The sequence below is a fragment of the Streptomyces sp. Inha503 genome (genome assembly GCF_047215865.1).
Classification (GTDB): Bacteria; Actinomycetota; Actinomycetes; order Streptomycetales; family Streptomycetaceae; genus Streptomyces; species Streptomyces lycopersici.
In genome coordinates, this window is record NZ_CP178360.1 from 7,569,907 (window position 1) to 7,592,031 (window position 22,125).

18 protein-coding genes and 1 tRNA gene are annotated in these 22,125 nt (G+C 72.9%); 8 read left to right on the forward strand and 11 right to left on the reverse strand.

The window, feature by feature from the left end:
• The first annotated feature begins 169 nt into the window (after positions 1-169).
• A complete protein-coding gene (locus ACJX2R_RS32040) occupies positions 170-1,072 on the forward strand; it encodes a LuxR C-terminal-related transcriptional regulator (RefSeq protein WP_413102968.1) in 903 nt (300 codons plus the stop codon).
• Here the strand turns inward: ACJX2R_RS32040 and ACJX2R_RS32045 are convergent.
• On the reverse strand, positions 1,031-1,528 hold the full coding sequence (locus ACJX2R_RS32045) for a MarR family winged helix-turn-helix transcriptional regulator (protein WP_069864737.1): 498 nt from the start codon (positions 1,526-1,528) through the stop codon (positions 1,031-1,033). The two genes, ACJX2R_RS32040 and ACJX2R_RS32045, sit on opposite strands and share 42 nt — an antisense overlap.
• Before the next feature lie 134 nt (positions 1,529-1,662).
• Here ACJX2R_RS32045 and ACJX2R_RS32050 point away from each other — a divergent pair, with 134 nt between their 5' ends.
• Both ACJX2R_RS32050 and ACJX2R_RS32055 read left to right on the forward strand, forming a co-directional pair.
• Positions 1,663-2,487, forward strand: coding sequence for a trans-aconitate 2-methyltransferase (locus ACJX2R_RS32050; RefSeq protein ID WP_413102969.1), 825 nt, complete (start codon positions 1,663-1,665; stop codon positions 2,485-2,487).
• Positions 2,484-2,846, forward strand: coding sequence for a VOC family protein (locus ACJX2R_RS32055; RefSeq protein ID WP_413102970.1), 363 nt, complete (start codon positions 2,484-2,486; stop codon positions 2,844-2,846). The genes ACJX2R_RS32050 and ACJX2R_RS32055 overlap by 4 nt, the downstream gene beginning before the upstream one ends.
• A 156-nt stretch (positions 2,847-3,002) precedes the next feature.
• Here ACJX2R_RS32055 and ACJX2R_RS32060 read toward each other — a convergent pair whose 3' ends face one another.
• Positions 3,003-3,713, reverse strand: a complete 711-nt coding sequence (locus ACJX2R_RS32060; protein WP_121824727.1) for a TetR/AcrR family transcriptional regulator — start codon at positions 3,711-3,713, stop codon at positions 3,003-3,005.
• The gene (locus ACJX2R_RS32065) at positions 3,710-4,690 is read right to left on the reverse strand and encodes an acyl-CoA desaturase (RefSeq protein WP_413102971.1); all 981 of its coding nucleotides are present in this window, start codon (positions 4,688-4,690) and stop codon (positions 3,710-3,712) included. Before ACJX2R_RS32065 ends, ACJX2R_RS32060 begins: the two co-directional genes overlap by 4 nt.
• A gap of 246 nt (positions 4,691-4,936) precedes the next feature.
• Here ACJX2R_RS32065 and ppc point away from each other — a divergent pair, with 246 nt between their 5' ends.
• Entirely contained in the window at positions 4,937-7,657 is a 2,721-nt protein-coding gene (gene ppc, locus ACJX2R_RS32070) for a phosphoenolpyruvate carboxylase (RefSeq protein WP_413102972.1), read from the forward strand.
• A gap of 735 nt (positions 7,658-8,392) precedes the next feature.
• Here the strand turns inward: ppc and ACJX2R_RS32075 are convergent.
• The 6 genes from ACJX2R_RS32075 to ACJX2R_RS32100 all read right to left on the reverse strand — a co-directional run bounded on the left by ACJX2R_RS32075 (position 8,393) and on the right by ACJX2R_RS32100 (position 13,212).
• Positions 8,393-8,911 (reverse strand): hypothetical protein, encoded by a 519-nt coding sequence (locus ACJX2R_RS32075; protein ID WP_413102973.1) that lies wholly within the window; start codon positions 8,909-8,911, stop codon positions 8,393-8,395.
• 69 nt (positions 8,912-8,980) lie between these two features.
• Positions 8,981-9,571, reverse strand: a complete 591-nt coding sequence (pth, locus tag ACJX2R_RS32080) for an aminoacyl-tRNA hydrolase (RefSeq protein ID WP_413102974.1) — start codon at positions 9,569-9,571, stop codon at positions 8,981-8,983.
• A gap of 91 nt (positions 9,572-9,662) precedes the next feature.
• Positions 9,663-10,262: a 50S ribosomal protein L25/general stress protein Ctc gene (locus ACJX2R_RS32085; protein WP_413102975.1), complete on the reverse strand. Its 600-nt coding sequence runs from the start codon at positions 10,260-10,262 to the stop codon at positions 9,663-9,665.
• A gap of 219 nt (positions 10,263-10,481) precedes the next feature.
• Positions 10,482-11,459, reverse strand: coding sequence for a ribose-phosphate diphosphokinase (locus ACJX2R_RS32090; RefSeq protein WP_262700601.1), 978 nt, complete (start codon positions 11,457-11,459; stop codon positions 10,482-10,484).
• A 71-nt stretch (positions 11,460-11,530) separates the two neighbouring features.
• Positions 11,531-12,988, reverse strand: coding sequence for a bifunctional UDP-N-acetylglucosamine diphosphorylase/glucosamine-1-phosphate N-acetyltransferase GlmU (glmU, locus tag ACJX2R_RS32095; RefSeq protein WP_413102976.1), 1,458 nt, complete (start codon positions 12,986-12,988; stop codon positions 11,531-11,533).
• 152 nt (positions 12,989-13,140) lie between these two features.
• A tRNA-Gln gene (locus ACJX2R_RS32100) sits at positions 13,141-13,212 on the reverse strand.
• A gap of 190 nt (positions 13,213-13,402) precedes the next feature.
• Here ACJX2R_RS32100 and ACJX2R_RS32105 point away from each other — a divergent pair.
• Positions 13,403-14,980 carry a sensor histidine kinase gene (locus ACJX2R_RS32105; RefSeq protein ID WP_413102977.1) on the forward strand — a complete coding sequence of 526 codons (1,578 nt, stop codon included), beginning with the start codon at positions 13,403-13,405 and terminating at the stop codon, positions 14,978-14,980.
• A gap of 212 nt (positions 14,981-15,192) precedes the next feature.
• Here ACJX2R_RS32105 and ACJX2R_RS32110 read toward each other — a convergent pair whose 3' ends face one another.
• Together ACJX2R_RS32110 and ACJX2R_RS32115 are read right to left on the reverse strand one after the other, a co-directional pair.
• Positions 15,193-15,681 carry an SUKH-3 domain-containing protein gene (locus tag ACJX2R_RS32110; RefSeq protein WP_262700618.1) on the reverse strand — a complete coding sequence of 163 codons (489 nt, stop codon included), beginning with the start codon at positions 15,679-15,681 and terminating at the stop codon, positions 15,193-15,195.
• Positions 15,682-15,782: 101 nt separating this feature from the next.
• Positions 15,783-16,304, reverse strand: coding sequence for a YwqJ-related putative deaminase (locus ACJX2R_RS32115; protein ID WP_413102978.1), 522 nt, complete (start codon positions 16,302-16,304; stop codon positions 15,783-15,785).
• A gap of 196 nt (positions 16,305-16,500) precedes the next feature.
• On the opposite strand from ACJX2R_RS32115, the gene ACJX2R_RS32120 reads away from it, so the two are divergent.
• The 3 genes from ACJX2R_RS32120 (at position 16,501) to ACJX2R_RS32130 (ending at position 21,904) form a co-directional block, all read left to right on the forward strand.
• Positions 16,501-17,478: an HNH endonuclease gene (locus ACJX2R_RS32120; protein ID WP_198277643.1), complete on the forward strand. Its 978-nt coding sequence runs from the start codon at positions 16,501-16,503 to the stop codon at positions 17,476-17,478.
• Between the two features lie 5 nt (positions 17,479-17,483).
• A complete protein-coding gene (locus ACJX2R_RS32125) occupies positions 17,484-20,741 on the forward strand; it encodes an SUKH-4 family immunity protein (RefSeq protein WP_413102979.1) in 3,258 nt (1,085 codons plus the stop codon).
• A gap of 242 nt (positions 20,742-20,983) precedes the next feature.
• Positions 20,984-21,904, forward strand: coding sequence for a cellulose-binding protein (locus tag ACJX2R_RS32130; RefSeq protein ID WP_413102980.1), 921 nt, complete (start codon positions 20,984-20,986; stop codon positions 21,902-21,904).
• The last annotated feature ends 221 nt before the right edge of the window (positions 21,905-22,125 follow it).

Consider the following 22,125-nt stretch of genomic DNA (forward strand, 5'->3'; position numbering starts at 1 on the left):
GCCGACGCTTATCAGGGGGCGAGACAGTCAGGTACGACGCCCGGGGTGGGGTAGCAATCAGGGCACGGCGGCGGCCGTGCGGGTTGTGGTGACCCCGCGCCGGGCGCCGTACCCGCACTGTTTCTCGGTGTATCCGGGATCTTTCATCCGGCGACGTGGGGGGTTGTTCGTGGCACGTATTCGGGTACTCGTGGTCGACGACCATCGTATTTTCGCCGAGTCCTTAGCGGCCGCCCTCGCGGCGGAGCAGGACGTGGACGTGGCGGCGGCCGGAAGCGGTCCGGCGGCGTTGCGCTGTCTGGAGCGTGGGGCGGCGGAGGGGCGCCGCTTCGACGTCCTGCTGGTCGACGCCGACTTGGGCACGGCCGCCGACGGTGTGGGGCCACCGCTTCCGGTGCCGGCCGAGCTGCCGTACGGCGGGGCGAACGGCACGGCGCACGGCGGCATCCATGGCGGGGCGCATGTCGGCGCGCACGGCGGGCCGCACGGTGGGCCGCATGGCGGGGCCCACGGCGGGGCCCACGGCGGCCCGGCCCGGGCGGTGAACGGCCGGGCGGCCGACGGCATATCGCTCGTCGGCGCGGTCCGCTCAGCCCAGCCGGGGGTGCGCACCGTGGTGCTGGCCGAGCGCGACGATCCGCGTCGCGCGGCGGCGGCGCTCCAGGCCGGGGCGTCCGGCTGGGTCGCCAAGGACTGCTCACTGGTCCGGCTGCTCGCGGTCATCCGGGGGGTGCTGCGGGAGGAGACCCATCTGCCGCCCGCTCTGCTCACCGGCGTTCTGCGGGAGTTGACGGCCGCCCGTAAGCACCGCACCGAAAGTGAGCGGCTGGTCGAGTCGCTGACGCCGCGTGAGCGGGAGGTGCTGCGCTGCATGGTGGCCGGGCTCGGCCGTAAGGCCGTCGCCGAGCGGCTCTTCCTCTCCCCGCACACCGTCCGCACCCATATGCAGAATGTGCTGGGCAAGCTGGGTGTCCACTCCACGCTCGCGGCCGTGGCGCTGGCCCGGCGCGCCGGTGTGGGGCCGGTCGACCTAGCCGGGGAGATTGTCGAACGGGGCGGTCAGCTGGCGTAGCAGCGCGGCCAGTTCGGCCCGCTGGGCCTGGGAGAGCTCGGCCAGGATGGCATGCTCGTGGTCCAGCAGCCCCGCCAGTGCCTGATCGGCGCGGTCACGCCCTTCGGCGGTCAGCCGGACCAGCACACCGCGCCGGTCACTGGGGTCGGGCCCCCGCTCGACCAGCCCCTTCTTGGCGAGCCGGTCGATGCGGTTGGTCATGGTGCCCGAGGTGACCAGAGTCTGGGTCAGCAGCTGCCCGGGGGAGAGCTGATACGGGGACCCGGCCCGGCGCAGCGAGGTCAGGACGTCGAACTCCCAGGGCTCCAGATTGTGCTCGGCGAAGGCGATCCGCCGGGCCCGGTCGAGATGGCGGGCGAGCCGGCTGACCCGGCTGAGCACTTCGAGCGGTTCCACATCGAGGTCGGGGCGCTCCCGCCGCCACGCCGCGACCAGCCGATCGACCTCGTCCTCCATGGCGATCAGTGTAGTGGGTCTGTCGACATGAAGTCTCTTGACATCAAGAGATAACGTGGAGCACGGTAAGGCGCCGGGCGCCGCAGCAGCGACCACGGCACCCCGTATCGACCGTACCCGCAGGGGGACCGATCATGACCACCGCGCCCAACTGGGACCCTCGGCAGTATCTGCGCCACGCCGGCCACCGCGTCCGCCCCTTCCTGGACCTGCTGGCCCGCGTCCCCGAGCTGCCCACCGACCCCGGCCGCCCGCCCCGCATCGCCGACCTGGGCTGCGGCCCCGGCAACGTCACCGCCCTGCTCTTCGACCGCTGGCCCGACGCCCGGGTCACCGGCCTGGACAACTCCGCCGAGATGCTCGCCGAGGCCCAGCCCCTCGCGGGCCCCACCACCGGCGGCGGCCGCCTCGACCTCCTCCAGGCCGATGTGCGGAACTGGGCGCCGGACGAGCCCTACGACCTGATCGTCTCCAACGCCGCCCTCCAGTGGATCCCCGGCCACCCCGACGCCTTCCCCACCTGGCTGGCCGGACTGCGCCCCGGCGGCACCTTCGCCTTCCAGGTCCCCGGCAACTTCACCGCCCCCAGCCACACCCTGCTGCGCGACCTGTGCAACGCACCCGAGTGGCGCGACCGCCTCGCCGACCGCGTCCGCGACCCCGGCGGCGTCCTGGAGCCCACCGAATACCTGGCGCGCCTGGCCGCGCTCGGCTGTGAGGTCGACGCCTGGGAGACCGCCTATGTGCAGATCCTGACCGGCCCCGACCCCGTCCTCGACTGGGTCAAGGGCACCGCCCTGCGCCCGGTCCTGACCGCCCTGGCCGACGACCCGCCCGCCCGAGACCGCTTCCTGGCCGCCTACGCCGCCCTCCTCCGCGACGCCTACCCCTCCGCCCCCCACGGCACGGCCTTCCCCTTCCGCCGCGTCTTCGTCGTCGCCCACAAGGCCCGCCGATGATCACGGCCCTCGACCACGTACAGCTCGCCGCCCCACCCCACACCGAGCCCGCCCTGCGCACCTACTACGGCGAGGTACTCGGCATGACCGAGCTCCCCAAACCGGCCGCCCTCGCCGCCAACGGCGGCCTGTGGTTCGCCCGCGGCCCGGTCCAGCTGCACCTGGGCATCGACCCGGACTTCCACCCCTCCCGCAAGGCCCACCCGGGTCTCAGGGTCGTCGGCATAGAAGCCATCGCCGCCCGCCTCGCCCGGCACGGCGCCGAGGTCGTCTGGGACGAGAAACTGCCGGGCCACCGCCGCTTCTACTCCGAGGACCCGGTCGGCAACCGGCTGGAGTTCCTGGAGCCGCTCGGCTGATATCACTCGATCGGATGATCAGTTCGATGTTTGCCGCACGGCCACCGCCTTCCGGCGCGCGCCTCGGACCGCGCCCCCGTAATCATGTCCGGTCTCCCCCTTCCCCGTGGGCCCCATCATCCCGAGACGGGGGACGCGCGGACCAGGCCCGGGAGGTCAGGACTTGCGGTGGCCTATCAGGCGGGGCTTCTGCTCCAGGCCGTCCAGGCCGTGCCAGGCCAGGTTCACCAGGTGGGCCGCGACCTCGGCCTTCTTGGGTTTGCGGACGTCCAGCCACCACTGGCCGGTCAGGGCGACCATGCCCACCAGGGCCTGGGCGTAGAGGGGGGCCAGTTTGGGGTCGAAGCCGCGGGCCTTGAACTCCAGGCCCAGGATGTCCTCCACCTGGGTGGCGATATCGCTGATCAGGGAGGCGAAGGTGCCCGTCGACTGGGCGACGGGGGAGTCGCGGACGAGGATGCGGAAGCCGTCCGTGTACTCCTCGATGTAGTCCAGGAGGGCGAATGTGGCCTGCTCGCACAGTTCGCGCGGATGGCCCGCGGTGAGGGATGTGGTGACCATGTCGAGCATCCGTCGCATCTCGCGGTCCACCACCACCGCGTACAGCCCCTCCTTGCCGCCGAAGTGCTCGTAGACCACCGGCTTGGAGACCCCGGCCTTCGCCGCGATCTCCTCCACCGAGGTGCCCTCGAAGCCGCGCTCGGCGAAGAGCGTGCGACCGATGTCCAGCAGCTGCTCCCGGCGCTCCTTGCCGGTCATCCGAACCCGGCGGGGCCGCCGGGCTCCGGATCCGGAGGACCGGCCGGCCCGGCGCGGCCGGTCCTTTTCACCGCTGGTATTACTGTCGGTCGCCACGCCCTCTATCATGCCGCTCCGGCGGTCTCCTTCTGACGGCGGGCATCGATACGGTCCTGGCTCGGCCACCGGACGTCATACGCCCAGCCCGCCTTCTCGAACCAGCGGATGATCCGGGCGCTGGAATCCAGCTGCCCCCGCATCACCCCGTGCCGGGCGCAGGTCGGGTCCGCGTGGTGGAGGTTGTGCCAGGACTCGCCGCACGAGAGCACCGCGAGCCACCACACATTGCCGGAGCGGTCCCGCGACTTGAACGGGCGCTTGCCCACCGCGTGGCAGATCGAGTTGATCGACCAGGTCACATGGTGCAGCAAAGCCACCCGGACGAGTGACCCCCAGAAGAAGGCGGTCGCCGCGCCCTGCCAGGACCAGGTCACCAGTCCGCCGATCACCGGCGGCACCATCAGGGAGACCACGGTCCACACCACGAACTGCCGGGAGACCGCCCGGATGGCGCCGTCCTTGATCAGATCCGGTGCGTACTTGGACTGCGGTGTCTGCTCCTCATCGAACATCCATGCGATATGAGCCCACCACAACCCCTTGAGCAGCGCCGGAATGGTCTCGCCGTACCGCCACGGGGAGTGCGGGTCGCCCTCCGCGTCGGAGAACTTGTGGTGCTTGCGGTGATCGGCCACCCAGCGGACCAGCGGTCCCTCCACGGCCAGCGACCCCGCGATCGCCAGCGCGATCCGCAGCGGCCGCTTCGCCTTGAACGAGCCATGGGTGAAGTAGCGGTGGAAGCCGATCGTGATGCCGTGGCAGCCGATGTAGTACATCGACACCAGCAGCGCCAGGTCCAGCCAGCTGACTCCCCAGCCCCAGGCCAGGGGAACCGCCGCGAGCAGCGCGACGAAGGGGACGGTGATGAACAGGAGAAGGGTGATCTGTTCGATGGAGCGCTTGCTGTCCCCGCCGAGCGTGGCGGAGGGAAGCGGGGCCTCCTGGGCCTTCGGCGTGTCGTTGACCACGTCGGGGCTTGCAGTCATGGGATCCCTCGTGGGGCTCGGGGGCATGGCTACGGATGCGTAACCTACGGCGTCGTAAGTATGGCAGGGCCGGGAAGCGGGGCAATAGGGCTCTGGTCTCGCCCAGGGGCGTGCCGCCTATCCTGGTGAGCGTCGGACAGCGCGGTCCGCACAAGGCCGAAAGCACCGGGTCAGCAGCCCGCGGCGCCGCCGCGCACGCTCTGATGCCGCGCTTCGAACCCCGTTCACTGCAAGGAGCCCGCACCTGTGAGCAGTGCCGACCACACCAATGCCGCCCTGCGTGCCGACATCCGCCGTCTGGGCGACCTGCTCGGCGAGACCCTCGTCCGACAGGAGGGTCCCGACCTCCTCGAACTCGTCGAGCGTGTCCGCGCCCTCACCCGCAGTGACGGCGAGGCCGCGGCCGACCTGCTCGGCTCCACCGACCTCGAGACCGCCGCCAAGCTGGTCCGCGCCTTCTCCACCTACTTCCACCTGGCCAACGTCACCGAGCAGGTGCACCGCGGCCGCGAGCTGCGCGCCCGCCGCGCCGCCGAGGGCGGCATCCTCGCCCGCACCGCCGACCAGCTCAAGGACGCCGACCCCGAGCACCTCCGGGAGACCGTCGCCAACCTCGGCGTGCGCCCCGTCTTCACCGCCCACCCCACCGAGGCCGCCCGCCGCACGGTCCTCACCAAGCTCCGACGCATCGCCGAACTGCTCGACACCCTCGCCGTCGGCGGCGACGCCCGCCGCGCCGACCTGCGGCTCGCCGAGAGCATCGACCTGCTCTGGCAGACCGATGAGCTGCGCGTCGCCCGCCCCGAGCCCGCCGACGAGGCCCGCAACGCCATCTACTACCTCGACGAGCTGCACGCCGGAGCCGTCGGGGACGTCCTCGAAGACCTCACCGCGGAGCTGCTGCGCGTGGGCGTCGAGCTGCCCGCCACCACCCGCCCCCTCACCTTCGGCACCTGGATCGGCGGCGACCGCGACGGCAACCCCAACGTCACCCCCGAGGTCACCCGCGACGTCCTGATCCTCCAGCACGAGCACGGCATCACCGACGCGCTGGAGATCATCGACGAGCTGCGCGCCGCGCTCTCCAGCTCCATCCGCAACACCGGCGCCTCCGAGGAACTCCTCGCCTCCCTCCAGCGCGACCTCGAACTGCTGCCCGAGATCAGCCCGCGCTACAAGCGGCTCAACGCCGAGGAGCCCTACCGGCTCAAGGCCACCTGTATGCGGCAGAAGCTCGTCAACACCCGCGAGCGGCTCGCCGGGGACACCCCCCACCAGCCCGGCCGCGACTACCTCGGCTCCGGTGAGCTCCTGGCCGACCTCCACCTCGTCCAGGACTCCCTGCGGGCCCACCGCGGCCAGCTCATCGCCGACGGCCGGCTCGAACGGTCCATCCGCACCCTCGCCGCCTTCGGCCTCCAGCTCGCCACCATGGACGTCCGGGAACACGCCGACGCCCACCACCACGCCCTCGGCCAGCTCTTCGACCGGCTCGGCGAGGAGTCCTGGCGCTACGCCGATATGCCGCGCGACTACCGCCGCAAGCTGCTCGCCAAGGAGCTGCGCTCCCGGCGCCCCCTCGCCCCCACTCCGGCGCCGCTGGACGCCGCCGGCGCCAAGACCCTCGGCGTCTTCCACACCATCCGCGAGTCCTTCGAGCGCTTCGGCCCCGAGATCGTGGAGTCGTACATCATCTCCATGTGCCAGGGCTCGGACGACGTCTTCGCCGCCGCCGTCCTCGCCCGCGAGGCCGGGCTGCTCGACCTCCACGCGGGCTGGGCCAAGATCGGCATCGTTCCGCTGCTGGAGACCACCGAAGAGCTGAAGATCGCCGACAAGCTGCTCGACGAGATGCTCGCCGACCCCTCCTACCGGCGGCTCGTCGCCCTCCGCGGCGACGTCCAGGAGGTCATGCTCGGCTACTCCGACTCCTCCAAGTTCGGCGGCATCACCACTTCCCAGTGGGAGATCCACCGCGCCCAGCGGCTGCTGCGCGACGTCGCCCACCGGCACGGCGTGCGGCTGCGGCTCTTCCACGGCCGCGGCGGCACCGTCGGCCGCGGCGGCGGCCCCACCCACGACGCGATCCTCGCGCAGCCGTGGGGCACCCTCGAGGGCGAGATCAAGGTCACCGAGCAGGGTGAGGTCATCTCCGACAAGTACCTCGTGCCCTCGCTGGCCCGCGAGAACCTCGAGCTGACGGTGGCCGCCACGCTCCAGGCGTCCGCCCTGCACACCGCCCCGCGCCAGTCCGACGAGGCGCTCGCCCGCTGGGACGCGGCGATGGACACGGTCTCCGACGCCGCCCACGGCGCCTACCGCGCCCTGGTGGACGACCCCGACCTGCCCGCGTACTTCTTCGCCTCCACGCCGGTGGACCAGCTCGCCGAACTCCACCTCGGCTCCCGGCCCTCCCGCCGCCCCGACTCCGGCGCCGGGCTCGACGGGCTGCGGGCCATTCCGTGGGTCTTCGGCTGGACCCAGTCCCGGCAGATCGTCCCCGGCTGGTTCGGCGTCGGCTCCGGCCTCAAGGCCGCCCGCGAGGCCGGACTCGACACCGTCCTCGACGAAATGCACCAGCACTGGCACTTCTTCCGCAACTTCCTCTCCAACGTCGAGATGACGCTGGCCAAGACGGATCTGCGGATCGCCCGGCACTACGTCGACACGCTCGTTCCGGATGAGCTGAAGCATGTCTTCGACGTGATCCAGGAGGAGCACGAGCTGACGGTGCGGGAGGTGCTGCGGATCACCGGTGGACGGGAACTCCTCGATTCCAACCCGGTGTTGAAGCAGACGTTCCACGTCCGGGACGCCTACCTCGACCCGATCTCGTATCTCCAGGTGACCCTGCTCCACCGTCAGCGCACCGCGGCCGAGCGGGGCGAGGACCCCGACCCCGTGCTCGCCCGCGCGCTCCTCCTCACGGTCAACGGCGTGGCGGCGGGCCTCCGCAACACGGGCTGACACCGCCGCTGCACCGGGCGGGGCCCCGCTCCCAGAGGGAGCGGGGCCCCGCCCGGTGGGTTGTGGAGATCAGTTCCCCCGGGGGCTCCGCCCCCGGCCCCCGCTGAGCAGCAGTCTCCGCCGCTGCCACGTGCGGTCCCCTGGGTGGCTACGCCGTGCCTTGCTTCGCCGCTCGTCGCTGCGGCTCCGGCGGTCCACCGCGCCTGGCGCACGCCCTCTTCCCCGGCCGCGACGGTGAGGACCCCGGTGGTGGTGTCCGGCGGTGCCGAGCTGCCCAGTGCCACCGGGCCGGTCGCACCACGGCGGGGTGGCCCGAGACGACGGCGCGGGCCCAGCCGCCAACCCTCGTGCGCGCCGGGTTGGCCGGTTCGTGGCCCGGGTTCGTTGCGCGCGATCCGCCGCTGCCCGGCACGTTTTCCGTGCTCGGGATGGGGTTTCTCTGCCGGGTGCGGCATCCCTTCCCCGCCGCGAGGGCGAGGACCCCACGGCGGTGTTCGGTGGTGCCGAGCTGCCTGGGTGTGCTTCGTCGCTGTCCGGCGCGTTTTTCCGGCCCGGGGATGGGGCTTCCCTGTCGGCTGCCGGGTGCGGCATCCCTTCCCCGCCGCGACGGCGAGGACCCCCACGGCGGTGTTCGGCGGTGCCGGGCTGCCCAAGCCGAGAAGGCCGGTCGTGCCATGGCGAGGTGGTCCCGGGACGAAGGGTGAGTCCAGACGCGGGAGGGGGACCCGGTGAGCGCTACAGCGTAAGTGTGGCGAAGGACGCGCCCAGTAGTGCCGCGCCCAGCAGGCCCATGGCCCAGCCCGTGCGGCGTAGGCCGAGGCCGCCCGCGACGATCAGGGAGGCGAGGAGGAGGGAGCCGCCGAAGGGGACCCAGGCGTGGAGGATGCCGGCGGCGCCGGTGCGGACGACGTGGTCCGTGCCGGGTTTGAGGGCCACCGGCACCCGGTCGCCCGTCCCGTTCGTGACGGCCTCGTCGATCCGTACCCGGCCACGGGACTTGCCGCCCTCGCGGGCCGGGGTGAAGGAGCCGGTGCACCATTCGTCGCCGCAGTCGGAGACCGTGACGGTGCCGCGCTCAAGCCCCTTGGTCAGCATCGACGGCTTGGCGTCGCCCCAGGAGGACCACACCCCGGCGACCAGGATCAGCAGTGCGACGAGCGTCATCGCCACGTTCTTCGCCAGCAACAGGAACCCGTACGCGCTCTCGCCCGCCCGCCGTGTACGGCTGCGCTTGGTCACACCGGTGGAAGCCATGGCGGCGATCCTCGCCATCCCCGGGCCGCCGGTCAACCTTTCGCCGAACAAACGGGCGAACGGCGTTTTTCAGGAGTTGTACGTTCCCTGCGCGCGCTCCAGCCCGTCCGCGATGAGCGTCTCCACCGCGTCCGCCGCGCGGTCCACGAAGTAGTCCAACTCCCGGCGCTCCGCGGCGGAAAAGTCCTTGAGGACGAACGCCGCGACATCCATCCGGCCCGGTGGGCGGCCGATTCCGAAGCGCACCCGGCAGTAGTCCGCGCCCAGCGACTTGGTGATCGACTTCAGCCCGTTGTGGCCATTGTCACCCCCGCCGATCTTCAACCGCAGCGCGCCGTAATCGATGTCCAATTCGTCATGGACGGCGACGACATGACCCACCGACACCTTGTAGAAGTCGCGCAGCGCGGTCACCGGACCGCCCGAGAGGTTCATGAAGGACATCGGCTTGGCGATCACGACGCGGCGGCTCGTCGGCCCGGGCGGACCCACCCGGCCCTCGACGACCTGGGCCCGCGACTTGTGCGCCTTGAAGCGGGCGCCCATCCGCTCGGCCAGCAGATCGGCCACCATGAAGCCGACGTTGTGCCGGTTGCCCGCGTACTCGCCACCGGGGTTGCCGAGGCCCACCACAAGCCAGGGGCTCGTGTCGTCCGTCATCTGGATGTCTCTCCTTGAGGACGGCCGCCGTCCCGCACCCCGGGGGGTGGCGGGACGGCGGCCGCGGAAGCGAAAAGGGAGCAGGCGCAGATTACGCCTCGGCGCCCTCGGCCTCGCCCTCGGCGCCCTGCTCGGCCGGAGCCTCGGCCTGGGCGGCGACGACCTGGAGCACGGCCGCGTCCTCCTCGACGGCCAGCGTGGTGCCCGCCGGGAGGGTGATGTCCTTGGCGTGGATGGTGGCACCCGCGTCCAGGCCCGCGATGGAGACGGTGACCGACTCCGGGATGTGGGTCGCCTCGGTCTCGACCGGCAGGGCGTTCAGCAGGTGCTCGAGCAGGTTGCCGCCAGGGGCCAGGTCGCCCTCGGTGAGGATCGGCACCTCGACGGTGACCTTCTCGCCCTTCTTCACCAGCAGCAGGTCGATGTGCTCCAGCACGCCGATCTTGATGGGGTGACGCTGCACGGCCTTCGGGATGACCAGCTCGTCCTTGCCGCCCTCGACGTTCAGACGGATCAGCACGTTCGGGGTCTTCAGCGCCATCAGCAGGTCGTGCGCGGGCAGCGTGACGTGCAGCGGCTCGACGCCGTGGCCGTAGACCACGCCGGGAACGCGGTCGGCGGCACGGGTGCGGCGGGCGGCACCCTTGCCGAACTCGGTGCGGGGCTTGGCGGGGATCTTGACCTCGGCCATGGGGCACTCCTCGTAGATCGTTTACGGTGTGTGGGCGTCACCCGGCCCACGACAGACCTGCTACGAAGAGCGCGTCGATAACGGACAGCCGCTGTGAAGCGGCCTCCCTCGCCGAGCAACCCCACGATTCTACCAATGGCCGAGGGCACCTCCGCCAATGGCTGAGGCCACTCCCTGGCGGGAGTGGCCTCTACGTCCGGTCCGGGGAGGTTAAGCCGCTCACGCTTGCTCCTCGAACAGGCTGGTCACCGAGCCGTCCTCGAAGACCTCCTGGACCGCGCGGGCGATCGTCGGCGCCATCGACAGCACGGTCACCTTGTCCAGCTCCACCTCGTTGGGAGTCGGCAGGGTGTTGGTGAAGACGAACTCACTGACCTTGGAGTTCTTCAGCCGGTCCGCGGCCGGACCCGACAGCACACCGTGGGTGGCGGTCACGATCACGTCCTCCGCGCCGTTCGCGAACAGCGCGTCCGCCGCCGCGCAGATGGTGCCACCGGTGTCGATCATGTCGTCGACCAGCACACACACCCGGCCCCGCACATCGCCGACCACCTCGTGCACCGTGACCTGGTTGGCCACGTCCGGGTCCCGCCGCTTGTGCACGATCGCCAGCGGCGCGCCCAGCCGGTCGCACCAGCGGTCCGCGACCCGCACCCGGCCGGCGTCCGGGGACACCACGGTGAGCTTGGCCTTGTCGACCTTGGCGCCCACGTAGTCCGCGAGCACCGGCAGCGCGAAGAGATGGTCCACCGGGCCGTCGAAGAAGCCCTGGATCTGGTCGGTGTGCAGATCGACGGTGAGGATCCGGTCGGCGCCCGCCGTCTTCAGCATGTCGGCGATCAGCCGGGCCGAGATGGGCTCACGGCCACGGTGCTTCTTGTCCTGGCGGGCGTAGCCGTAGAACGGAACGATCACCGTGATCGAGCGCGCGGAGGCCCGCTTCAGCGCATCGATCATGATGAGCTGCTCCATGATCCACTTATTGATCGGAGTCGTGTGGCTCTGGATCAAAAAGCAGTCGGCACCGCGTGCCGACTCCTGGAAGCGGACGTAGATCTCGCCGTTGGCGAAGTCGAATGCCTTGGTCGGGACCAAGCTGACGCCCAGCTCATGGGCGACCTCCTCGGCCAGCTCGGGGTGGGCGCGGCCGGAGAAGAGCATCAGCTTCTTCTCGCCGGTCGTCTTGATCCCGGTCACAACAAGTCTCCTTGGATGTCACTTTGGTGCACTTCTCACCGTACGCCCCGCACGGCGTACCTGTGCAGGTGTCACTGCTTGCCCTCGTCCTCCCGACGAGCGGCCTCGGCGGCTTGCGCCGCGGCGCTTCCGGGGCGCTTGCGGGCGACCCAGCCCTCGATGTTCCGCTGCTGTCCGCGTGCGACGGCGAGCGAGCCCGGGGGCACATCCTTGGTGATGACCGATCCGGCGGCGGTGTATGCGCCGTCCCCGATCGTGACGGGAGCCACAAGCATGTTGTCGGCTCCGGTCCGGCAGTGGCTGCCGATGGTGGTGTGGTGCTTGTTCACACCGTCGTAGTTCACGAAGACACTGGCGGCGCCGATGTTGGTCTGCTCGCCGATCGTCGCGTCGCCCACGTAGGACAGGTGGGGCACCTTGGTGCCCTGGCCGATCGTGGCGTTCTTCATCTCCACGTACGTGCCGGCCTTGGCCTTGGCGCCCAGCCTGGTCCCGGGGCGCAGATACGCGTACGGCCCCACGCTCGCTCCCGCGCCGATCTCCGCGCCGTCCGCGACGGTGAACGAGACGGCCGCGCCCTGGCCGACGGTGGTGTCGGTGAGCCGGGAGTTCGGCCCCACCTCGGCGTCCGCGGCCAGGTGGGTGGCGCCCAGCAGTTGGGTGCCGGGGTGGACCAGCGCGTCCGGTTCGAAGGTGACGGTCACGTCGATCCAGGTGGTGGCGGGGTCGACGACGGTCACGCCGCTCAGCATCGCCCGCTCCAGCAGCCGCTCGTTCAGCAGCCTGCGGGCCTCGGCCAGCTGGACGCGGTTGTTGATCCCGACGATCTCGCGGTGGTCGCCCGCCACGCACGCGCCCACCCGGTGCCCGGCCTCGCGCAGGATGCCGAGCACATCGGTGAGGTACTCCTCGCCCTGGCTGTTGTCGGTGCGCACCTTGCCGAGGGCGTCGGTGAGCAGCTGGGCGTCGAAGGCGAAGACCCCGGAGTTGATCTCGCGGATCGCGCGCTGCGCGTCGGTGGCGTCCTTGTGCTCCACGATCGCGGTGACGGCGCCGGTCGCGTCCTCCCGCACGATCCGGCCGTAGCCGGTGGCGTCGGGGACCTCGGCGGAGAGCACGGTCACGGCGTTGCCGTCGGCGTCGTGGGCCGCGGCGAGCCGCTGGAGCGTCTCGCCGGTCAGCAGCGGGGTGTCACCGCAGACGACGATCACGGTGCCGTCGAGGGCGACCCCGCTGTCGGACAGCTCCTCCAGGCCCATCCGGACGGCGTGCCCGGTGCCGTTCTGCTCGTGCTGGACGGCGGTGCGCACCTCGGCGTCGGTCTCGGCCAGATGCGCGGAGACCTGCTCCCGGGCGTGGCCGACCACGACCACGAGATGTTCGGGGGAGAGCTCACAGGAGGCGGCGACGACATGTCCGACGAGGGAGCGGCCGCAGAGGGCGTGCAGAACCTTCGGGGTCGCCGATTTCATGCGGGTGCCCTCACCCGCTGCGAGGACGACGACGGCTGCCGGGCGGTTGGCGCTCACGGGTGTGCCCTTCGGCTTCGGGGGTGGACACCCGCAGGATACCGAGAGGTTTCCGGGCGGAAAGGAAGGAGGGTCCCGAGCCGGGAGGTCAGGCCCCGGGAAGGCGGTACGCGAGGCGGGGTCCGGGACGGGAACTGAGGCGGAATGTGAAGCTCCCCCGCCAGGACTCGAACCCGGACAAATGGCACCAAAAGCCACTGTGCTGCCAATTACACCACGGGGGATGGCACAAGCCATCTGACCGGAATTCGATCAGATCGCCGCTACGGCGCCCTCCACTATGCCGTACCAGGAGCCTTTCGTGCGACGGTATGTGCCGGCCCGCCGGGGGCGCGGACGGCGCGGCGGGCGCGCCGCCGTGTCACCGCCGTGTCACCGGGAAAAGCGCTGGCGCCCGGCCGTACGCTGGTCGCTATGAGTTCGACGGGGGAAGAGGCCGCGGGCGCGCGGGGCGCGCCCGCGGGGCCGTGGTGGTGGGCGCGGCGGCGGAGCATGGGGCTCGATGTCCTGCTCGCTGCGGCGTCGTCGATCGAGTGTGCGGCGGAAGGTGTCGGTTTCGCCCACGATGCCCGGATTCCGGTGGCCGCCGGGGTGCTGATCGGGGTTCTCGTCGGCGCCACGCTGGTGCTGCGGCGGCGCTGGGCGATCGCCGTGGTGCTGATATCGATCGCGGTCACCCCCGCCGAAATGGGCGTGTTGCTCGGTGTCGTGGGGCTCTACACCCTCGCCTCGTCCGAGGTGCCGCGCCGGATCACGGCCGTGCTGGCCGGAATGGCGGCGGTGGGCAGCTTCCTCGTCACGGTGATCGGCCTCCGCCGGGACAACCCCCAGGGTGGTCTGGGGACCTCTGTGTGGGAGGCCCCGATGTTCGCCATGGTGCTCACCCTGGGGCTGACCGCCCCGCCCGTGCTGCTGGGGCTGTACGTCCGGGCGCGGCGACGGCTGGTGGAGAGCCTGCGGGAGCGGGCGGACGGTCTGGAACGGGAGCTCTCGCTGCTCGCGGACCGGGCGGAGGAACGGGCCGAGTGGGCCCGTAACGAGGAGCGGACCCGGATCGCGCGGGAGATGCACGACGTGGTGGCGCACCGGGTGAGCCTGATGGTGGTACACGCGGCGGCTCTTCAGGCGGTGGCGCTCAAGGATCCGGAGAAGGCGTCGAAGAACGCGGCGCTGGTGGGCGACATGGGGCGGCAGGCGCTGACGGAGCTGCGGCAGATGCTGGGGGTGCTGCGGTCGGAGGACGGTCTGCGGGCGGGGGCGGCGTTCGCCGCCGGGTCCTCGTCTTCCGCCGCCGCTGGGCTCTCCTCCTCCGGCGCCTCCTCTTCCGGCGCCGCCGACGCTGCCGGGTCCTCTGCCGGGTCCTCTGCCAAGGAGGGGCCGCTGGCGGGGGTGGCGGCCGCGGCCTCGGCCGCCGCGGAGGCCGCCGAGGCCGCGGGGGCGGCCGGGAAGGGCGTGGAGGTGGCCGGGGGGCCGCGGCTGGCGGAGCTGGAGGCGCTGGTCGGGCAGTCCCGGGCGGCGGGGATGGCCGTGGAGCTCTCGGTCGAGGGCGAGCAGCGGCGGTACGCGGCTCCGGTGGAGCAGACGGCCTACCGGGTGGTCCAGGAGGCGCTGACCAACGTCCACAAGCACGCCCCGGGCGCGAGCACCCGGGTCCGGGTGGCGCACCGCACCGCCGAGATCGCGGTCCAGGTCGAGAACGGGCCGTCGGAGCGCGGCGCGGCGGACGCGGGGCTGCCGAGCGGGGGGAACGGCCTGGTCGGGATGCGGGAGCGGGTCTCGACGCTCGGCGGGGGCTTTGTGTCGGGGGCCACGGAGGCGGGTGGCTTCCGGGTGTCGGCGGTCATCCCGGATGGCACGGATGGGCCTGACGGCCCGGACGGCACGGACGGCCGCGGCCGTACGGACCGCCCGGATGACACGGACCGTACGGATCAGTCCGCGGGCCGTCCGGCGGACCGCGCCGGGGGCGTGGAGCGGGCGAAGAGCGCCTGAGCGTTCTGCGGACGTGCCCCTGAGCTGCCGTCGATCGTCTGCGGCGCCGTCGTGGCTGGTCGCGCCCACGCGGCGGAGCCGCACATCGACGACAGCCCCGTGCCCCTGCGGGGCGCATCCCGCCGGTAGTCGGGGCGCTGTGCCAGGCGTCGCGGGCCCGTGACGATCCGCCGGACAGGGCCTGGCGCCGACGCCCGGTCGGATTGCGCGCGTTACGCACGCGTCAGCCTCGCCGGGAGGGCGCCCGTGACGAGGGTGCTGAGGGCGGCGTCCAGGGTGGGGCCGAGGTACCAGTCCCCGGTGTGGTCGAGGCTGTAGACCCGTCCCTCCGCGTCGATGGTCAACACCGCCTGCCCGTCGGCCTCCTCGCCCAGCGGGCTCACCTCGGTCTCCAGAGCCCGGCCCAGGTCGCCGAGGGTGCGGGCGAGGTGGAGGCCGAGCAGGGGATCGATACGGAACGGGGTCGGGGCGATCTCGCGGCCCGCGCCGGGCGGCTGGATGTGCAGCCCGCCGAACTCCGCCCATGCCTCGACCGCCGCCGGGAAGACGGCGTGCCGGTGGCCCGCGGGGGAGGTGTGGGCGCGCAGGGTGTCGGCCCAGACCTCGGCCCGCCGCATGTCCCAGTGGCCGGGCTGCCAGCCCGCCTGGCGCAGGGCGGCGTCGACGGCGACGGAGAAGCGGGTGACGTCCAAGCGGTCGATCGACTGCCGCGCCGGGCGGGTCGGCTGCGGTGCCCGCGCTCCCGGCGGGGCCTGGACCGTCTGTGGTGCTTGCGGTGCTTGTGGTGCTTTATGTGCCTGACTCACGTGCTCTCACCCACCACCCGTACGCCGAAATGCGCCAGCAGTGCGGCGCAGGACAGACAGGGCGGGGCGTAGCTGCCGTGCTGCGGGTCGCCCGCCTCCCGGATCCGGCGAGTGGTGAGTTTGGCCTGTTTGAGGGAGCGGCGCGCCTCACCCTGGGTGAGCGGTTTACGGGAGGCGCGCTTGGAGCGGCCGGCCTCGACGTTCGCCAGATGGCCGGAGAGCAGGATCACTTCGGGGCAACGGCCGGTGAATCGTTCACGCTGGCCGCTGCCGAGCGCGTCGAGGAATTCCCGCACCAGCGGATGGAGCGTCGGCGGCTGGTCGGCCTTGCCCCCGGTGCAGGTCAGCGTCTCGCCGCGGACGGACAGCGCGGCCGCGACGGCGGGCAGGATGCCGTCGCGGCGGCGGTGGAGCGGCGGTGGGCCGGCGTCGGGGTCGACGCTGCTCCATCTCAGCCGGGGGTCGCCGGCCGCGGGGGTGGCGCCGTCGCCGCCTCCGTTGCTCTGCGTGATGTGCATGTGGTGGATCCCTCCCTGTGCAATCCCCCGGTTGCAATGATCAGATTGCCAAATCCCGCGGGCGCTGCGGTAGTCCGGGCCTGAACGACCTGGTGGGGACGGAGGCCGTCGTGAGGGTGGATGGCCGCCCGGTTCGGACGGTTGCGTCACCGCATAGGCTGTGCCCAGTAGCCAGCATCAGCAGGGGGCAACCGCCATGACGACAGGTCGGCTCGGGCAGCATGCCGCGCCACCGAACACGGCCTACGCCGGGCAGGTCGTGCACTTCCCGGATCCGGTCCGGGCCGCGCGCCACCCCAAGGGCGTCCGCGTGGACGAAAACGGCTTTCCGGACTTCTCGCCGTATGCGCGTGCCGCCGCCGAAATCGCCGAGCCCCCGGAGGGGTTCGGCGTCGACGAGCTCCGGCTGACGGACTACGTATCGGCGAACGCGGCGCTGCACGCCACCGGTCACGAGCTGTGGAACGGGGCGTCGGCGGTGGCCACCCCGCACGGCTGGACCTGGCACCACGTCGTCGGCACCCGGCGCATGGAGCTGATTCCGGTCGAGGTCAAGGCGCTGCTGCGGCACCACGGAGGGCTCGCCACGGCGCAGGTCGACCAGGAGAAGCGGGGCACCCGCCCGCTACAGGAGACCCGGCCGATGCATGTGGGCCTGCCGCTGCGGGGCATCTCCGTCACCGAGGAGCAGGTGCTCGGCGTCGAGGAGGACCTCGGCTACCGGCTGCCCGATGCGTACCGCGCCTTCCTCAAGGCGGCGGGCGGCTGCGCACCGGTCGGCACGGCGCTCGACCCGGAGCTGGGGCTGCTGATCGACCAGCCCTTCTTCACGGTGCGCGACGAGGCGGCGGTCAATGACCTCGTCTATATCAACAAGTGTCTGCGGGACCACTTCACCAAGGACTATCTGGGCGTGGGCTTCGTCCAGGGCGGGGTGATCGCGGTCAAGGTGAAGGGTGACGCGATCGGCTCGGTGTGGTTCTGTGCTTATGACGACGCGCGGGACCGTGACGGCTGGACGGTCCAGGAGCGGGTGGAGCGGCTGTTGCTGCCGTGCGGCGACGACTTCGACGCCTTCCTGCTCCGGCTGGCGGGCAATCCGCCGGAGCTGGAGACCGTGGCGAACCTGATGGTGGACGGTGGATTCGCGTACGCCGTCCCGGTGGAGGGGTGAGCGCGATGGTGACCTTCGCACAGGCGCAGGAGCGCGCGGAACTCTGGATCAACGGCGATGTGCCGGCCTATCAGCAGCGCGAGGCGCGGGTCCGGGAGTTCGACCTGGGCTTCGTGGTGTGGGCCGAGGACCGCACGGACGGGCCGGTCTCGGGCAACGGGGCCGAGGGCACGCGGATGGTGATCGCACGCGACAGCGGCGAGACCACGCTGTGGCCGGGGCTGCCGGTGGGCGAGGTGATCCGCCGTTACGAGGAGCGGTACGGCACGACCGACGGCTCCCGCGACGAGTCCACCACCGGGCGGCAGCAGCGCATCGACCTGAACGCGACGTCCTTCCTGCTGACTCCGCCGGAGTGGTTGCAGGAGGCGGCGGACGCGATGAGCAGCCGGTCCGAGGGGCGGCTCGACCTTCGCGAGCAGCGGGCGGAGCCGGGCGGGGGCGGGTCGGACGCCGCCGCCGCGGCTGCCGGATCCGCCTCGGTTCCTGGTCCTTCCGCGCCTCCTGCTCCGCCCGCCGGCGCGGCTTCGCCTCCCTTGCCTCCGGAGGACAACTGGCCGCCGGCCGGTGGGTCCGGGGCCGGGGCCGCCGGGCCCGGGGCGCCGGGACACCGGGCCCCGGGGGTGGACGACTGGCCGTCGGACGGCGGCGCGCGGAGCGCCGGTCCGGACGCGCCGCACAGCGCGCCGGGCGCGCCGCCCGCCCCGCCCGCGCCCGTGCCGGGTGCGCCTGCCCCGCCTGGGCCCGTGCCGGGTGCGCCCGCTCACGGTGGGTCCGTGCCGGGTGCGCCCCGGGACCGGGGCGGTGCCGTGGACGACTGGCCGTCCGACGGTGTCGCGCGTCCGCTCGCGGGCGACCGGCCGCAGGACGGCCCGCCCGCGGGCCCGCCCCCGCCGGGTGCCCCTTCCGCGCCCGGTGCCCCGTCCGGCGATGAGGGCTGGCGGAACGCGCCGCCTCCGCCCCCGCCCGGTGGCACCGGCCCGTGGGCCCCGCCCGCGCCGGGCGCCGGTACGCCCTCCTCGGGGGGCCAGGCCGACAGCGCGGCGACGCCCGGCGACGCTACGCCGTGGGCCGGTACGGACATCAAGGGCGACGATGACGACGACCGTTCGGTCGCCCCGCCCGCCACGGTCTTCGCCCCGCCGCTCGCGGGGTCCGACGACGAGGACACCCCGGCGCCGGGTGTACGGCCCGACGCCAAGACCGAGTTGATGTCCGCCGGCAGCGCGCTGCCGCCGACGGCCATCGCCCCGTCCCTCGACTTTCCGGGGCAGCAGGGCGGCCCCGGTGCGGGTCCCGGTGCCGGTCCGGGGGGCAATCCCAACGCGAGCGAAATCGCGGACGCCGCCACCCGTAAGGCGGGCGGCGGACCGACGCCTCCGCCGCCCGGTGCCCCGGGGACGCCTGGTGCCCCGGGTGCGCCCGGTGCCCGGCCGGGTGCGGACTCCGCGCCTCCGCCGCCCGCGCCGTCCGGGCCCGGTGCCCCCGGCGCTCCGGCCGGGGGGTACGTACCGACGCAGCTGGTCTCGCAGCTCGACTCCGACAGCCTCGCCGGCGCCCCGCAGCCTCCGGGCGCACCGGGAGCGCCCGGTACCCCTGGTGCTCCCGGTGCTCCCGGTGCTCCCGGCGTTCCTGGTGGGCAGGGTGGTGGTCAGACGCCGCCTCCGCCTGGTGCTCCTGGTACGCCCGGTGGTGGTGTGCATGCCGCCGCGACGATGCTCGCGGGTGGTCCGGGTGTGCCCGGTCAGACCCCGGCCCCCGGCACCCCGCATCCGCCCGGCCCGCCCGGACCTCCCGGTCCCCCCGGGCCGCCTGGTCCGCCCGGCGCGCCCGGCGCCCATGGCGCCCCCGGTGCTCCCGGTGGGCAGGGTGGTGGTCAGACGCCGCCTCCGCCTGGTGCTCCTGGTACGCCCGGTGGTGGTGTGCATGCCGCCGCGACGATGCTTGCCGGTGGTCCGGGTGTGCCCGGTCAGACCCCGGCCCCCGGCACCCCGCATCCGCCCGGTGCTCCCGGCGCCCCGGGCCAGGGTGCCCCGTCCGGCCCGCAGCCGCCCGGCCCACCCGGTGTCCCCGGTGCGGGTGGTCCGCACACGCCGCCGCCCCCGCCCGGTGCGGCCGGGCCGCCGTACCCGGGCGGACCCGGCGCCCCTGGCGCGCCGGGCGCCCCCGGTATGCCGCCGCCCGCCGGCGCTCCCGTTCAGGGGGTGGCGCCGCCTCCGGGCGCGCCCGCGCCGGGGATGGCGCCGCAGCCGGGCTATGCGTATCCGCCGCCGCCCCCCGGTCAGCCGACCGTGGGACCGGGCTATATGGCGGTGCTGCGCTACCGCGCCCAGGACGGTTCGGAGCAGCAGCTGATCCGCCGTTCGGCGCCCGGGACCCCGCATCCGGAGTGGCAGATCCTGCATGAGCTGCGGGCGATGAACGTTCCGCCGCAGCAGGTGCTGGAGCTCCACACCGAGCTGGAGTCCTGTGATCTGCCCGGCGGCTACTGCGCCCGGATGATCCGGGAGAGCTGGCCGCAGGTGCGGATCAGCCACACGGCTCCGTACGGACGCGATCACGCCACCCGGCAGCAGGGCGTACGGCATCTGCTGGAGCACCAGGGCGAGCTGCACCAGGTGGCGGACGGCCCGGCCCGTCCGGCGCCGAACCGGGTGCCGCTGCCGCATCCCAGTCAGGTGCAGCCGATCCCGCCGGTGCCGCCGGAGGGTCTTGCGCATGAGCTTGGCCAGGCGTTCGGGCCGCAGGGCATCGTCCGCTTCGACCAGCGCGCGGTGTCGCGGATGGGCGTTCCGGAGGTGGTGGCGCAGACGCTGGTGTGGGCCGGGCTGCCGCTGGACTTCGGCCCGTTCTTCTGGGCGCAGGCGCAGGCGGGCCGCCCGGTGCCGACGCTGGCGGAGCTGGCGGCGGAGCGCGGGGTGCAGTCCGCGCCGGACGCGGGTTCGTACCTGGTCATGGGCAATGACTTCGGCCGTCAGCTGTGTGTGCAGTACGGCACGGCGAACATCGTGGCGGTGCCGCTGGAGGCGACGCCCCAGCCGACCCCGCCGCAGTTCGTGAACACCGGGCTGCCGGAGTTCGTGCGGTGCATGGCGCTGCTGGGCCGGATGTGGCGGCTGCGGTACGGGCTGACGCCGGACCAGGCGGGCCGTTGGACGGTGGACTTCCAGGCGCAGCTCGCGGGACTGGACCCGGCGGCGCTGTCCACACCGGACAACTGGTGGGCCGTGCTGCTGGAGCAGATGTGGGACGGCCTGCTGTAAGTCCGTTGTGAGCGCGTTGTGAGCGCGTTGTGAGTACGCCCGTGCGGCCCTGACCGCTGCCCGGAACGAATGGCGATCGAGGCGCCCGACCCCCGTGACGGGGGCGGGCGCCTCGTCGTTGTTGTCACCGGCGGCGCTCCCGGCCGCGGATATGGGCGGAGTGTCGCGTTATGGGGATGAGAGGCCATCTATAAAGATGTGCGCCGAAGCGCGTTGCATACCGGACAAAAGGGGTTCCAAGGATGGGCGCATCGGTGTCACGTCATGGCTTCACCATCGTCGGCGGACGGGGCCGTGGCTACCGTCCCGCGCAGGTCGACCGCTATGTGGCCGACCTGTCCGAAGCGCGGGACGCGGCGTGGGAGCGCGCCGCGCGCCTCACCGTGCTGGCCAATGAGCTGACCGCCGAGGCGGAGCGGCTGCGCGAGGTGATCTCCCAACTGGCCCCCCAGACCTATGAGTCCCTCGGCGACCGGGCCCAGCTGATCCTGATGGCGGCCGAGGAGGAGGTCGTCTGTCTGCGGGCGGCGGCCGAGGCGACGGCGCAGGAGGAGTGGGAGGCCGTGCAGGCCGTGGCCCGTACGGTGCGGGACGCCGCCCGCGACGAGGCCGAGCTGGTTCGCGAGGCCGCCGAGGTGGCGGCGCGCGCCACCTTGGAGTCGGCCCAGGTGGACGTGGACGAGCTGCGGGCCGTCTCGCGCCAGGACGCCAAGGAGTGGCGGGCCCAGGCGCTGGCGGAGCTGAAGGAGATGCGGCAGCGCACCGCCGGGATCCTGGCCGAGCAGGAGCGGGAGCACGCCGAGCGGTGGGAGGCGGCGGGCCGCGAACTGGCCGAGCGGGACAACGCGATGACGGCCCGGCTGGCCCAGCTGGAGGAGTACGCCCAGGCGGGGCTCGCCGACGCCAAGCGGGAGTACGGGATGGCCGATCAGGCCGCGCGGCTGCGGCAGGAGGATGCGCAGGCGCAGGCGGCGGAGATCATCGCCCAGGCGCGGGCCCGGGAGGAGCGGCTGGCGCGGGAGACGGAGCGGACGCTGCGCGAGCATGTGGAGCGGCGCGAGGAGCTCAAGGCGCATCTGGAGCATGTGCGCGGCAGCCTGGCGGCGCTGACCGGCAGGCCGGTGGCGGAGGACGCGGCGGCGGCCCCGCACCACGAGTCCTGACCCGACCGGCGGACGGTACGCGTACGCCTGCGGCGGGCTGTTCCCCTCCCCGCCCCTTCCCGAAACCGGGGCTCCGCCCCAGACCCCGCCCGGGGCTCCGCCCCAGACCCCGCCCGGGGCTCCGCCCCAGACCCCGCCCGGGGCTGTGCCCCAGGCCCCGCCCGGGGTTGCGCCCCAGGTCCCGCCCGGGGCTGTGCCTCAGGCCCTGCCCGGGGTTGTGC

Coding starts and splice junctions, on each gene's coding strand:
- ACJX2R_RS32115 (WP_413102978.1), bottom strand. CDS start 16,304: ATGCACATCACGCAGAGCAACGGAGGCGGCGACGGCGCCACCCCCGCG.
- ACJX2R_RS32065 (WP_413102971.1), bottom strand. CDS start 4,690: ATGACTGCAAGCCCCGACGTGGTCAACGACACGCCGAAGGCCCAGGAG.
- ACJX2R_RS32060 (WP_121824727.1), bottom strand. CDS start 3,713: ATGATAGAGGGCGTGGCGACCGACAGTAATACCAGCGGTGAAAAGGAC.
- ACJX2R_RS32045 (WP_069864737.1), bottom strand. CDS start 1,528: ATGGAGGACGAGGTCGATCGGCTGGTCGCGGCGTGGCGGCGGGAGCGC.
- ACJX2R_RS32105 (WP_413102977.1), top strand. CDS start 13,403: ATGAGTTCGACGGGGGAAGAGGCCGCGGGCGCGCGGGGCGCGCCCGCG.
- ACJX2R_RS32085 (WP_413102975.1), bottom strand. CDS start 10,262: ATGGCCGAGGTCAAGATCCCCGCCAAGCCCCGCACCGAGTTCGGCAAG.
- pth (WP_413102974.1), bottom strand. CDS start 9,571: ATGACGGACGACACGAGCCCCTGGCTTGTGGTGGGCCTCGGCAACCCC.
- ACJX2R_RS32125 (WP_413102979.1), top strand. CDS start 17,484: ATGGTGACCTTCGCACAGGCGCAGGAGCGCGCGGAACTCTGGATCAAC.
- ACJX2R_RS32050 (WP_413102969.1), top strand. CDS start 1,663: ATGACCACCGCGCCCAACTGGGACCCTCGGCAGTATCTGCGCCACGCC.
- ACJX2R_RS32075 (WP_413102973.1), bottom strand. CDS start 8,911: ATGGCTTCCACCGGTGTGACCAAGCGCAGCCGTACACGGCGGGCGGGC.
- ACJX2R_RS32055 (WP_413102970.1), top strand. CDS start 2,484: ATGATCACGGCCCTCGACCACGTACAGCTCGCCGCCCCACCCCACACC.
- ACJX2R_RS32120 (WP_198277643.1), top strand. CDS start 16,501: ATGACGACAGGTCGGCTCGGGCAGCATGCCGCGCCACCGAACACGGCC.
- ACJX2R_RS32130 (WP_413102980.1), top strand. CDS start 20,984: ATGGGCGCATCGGTGTCACGTCATGGCTTCACCATCGTCGGCGGACGG.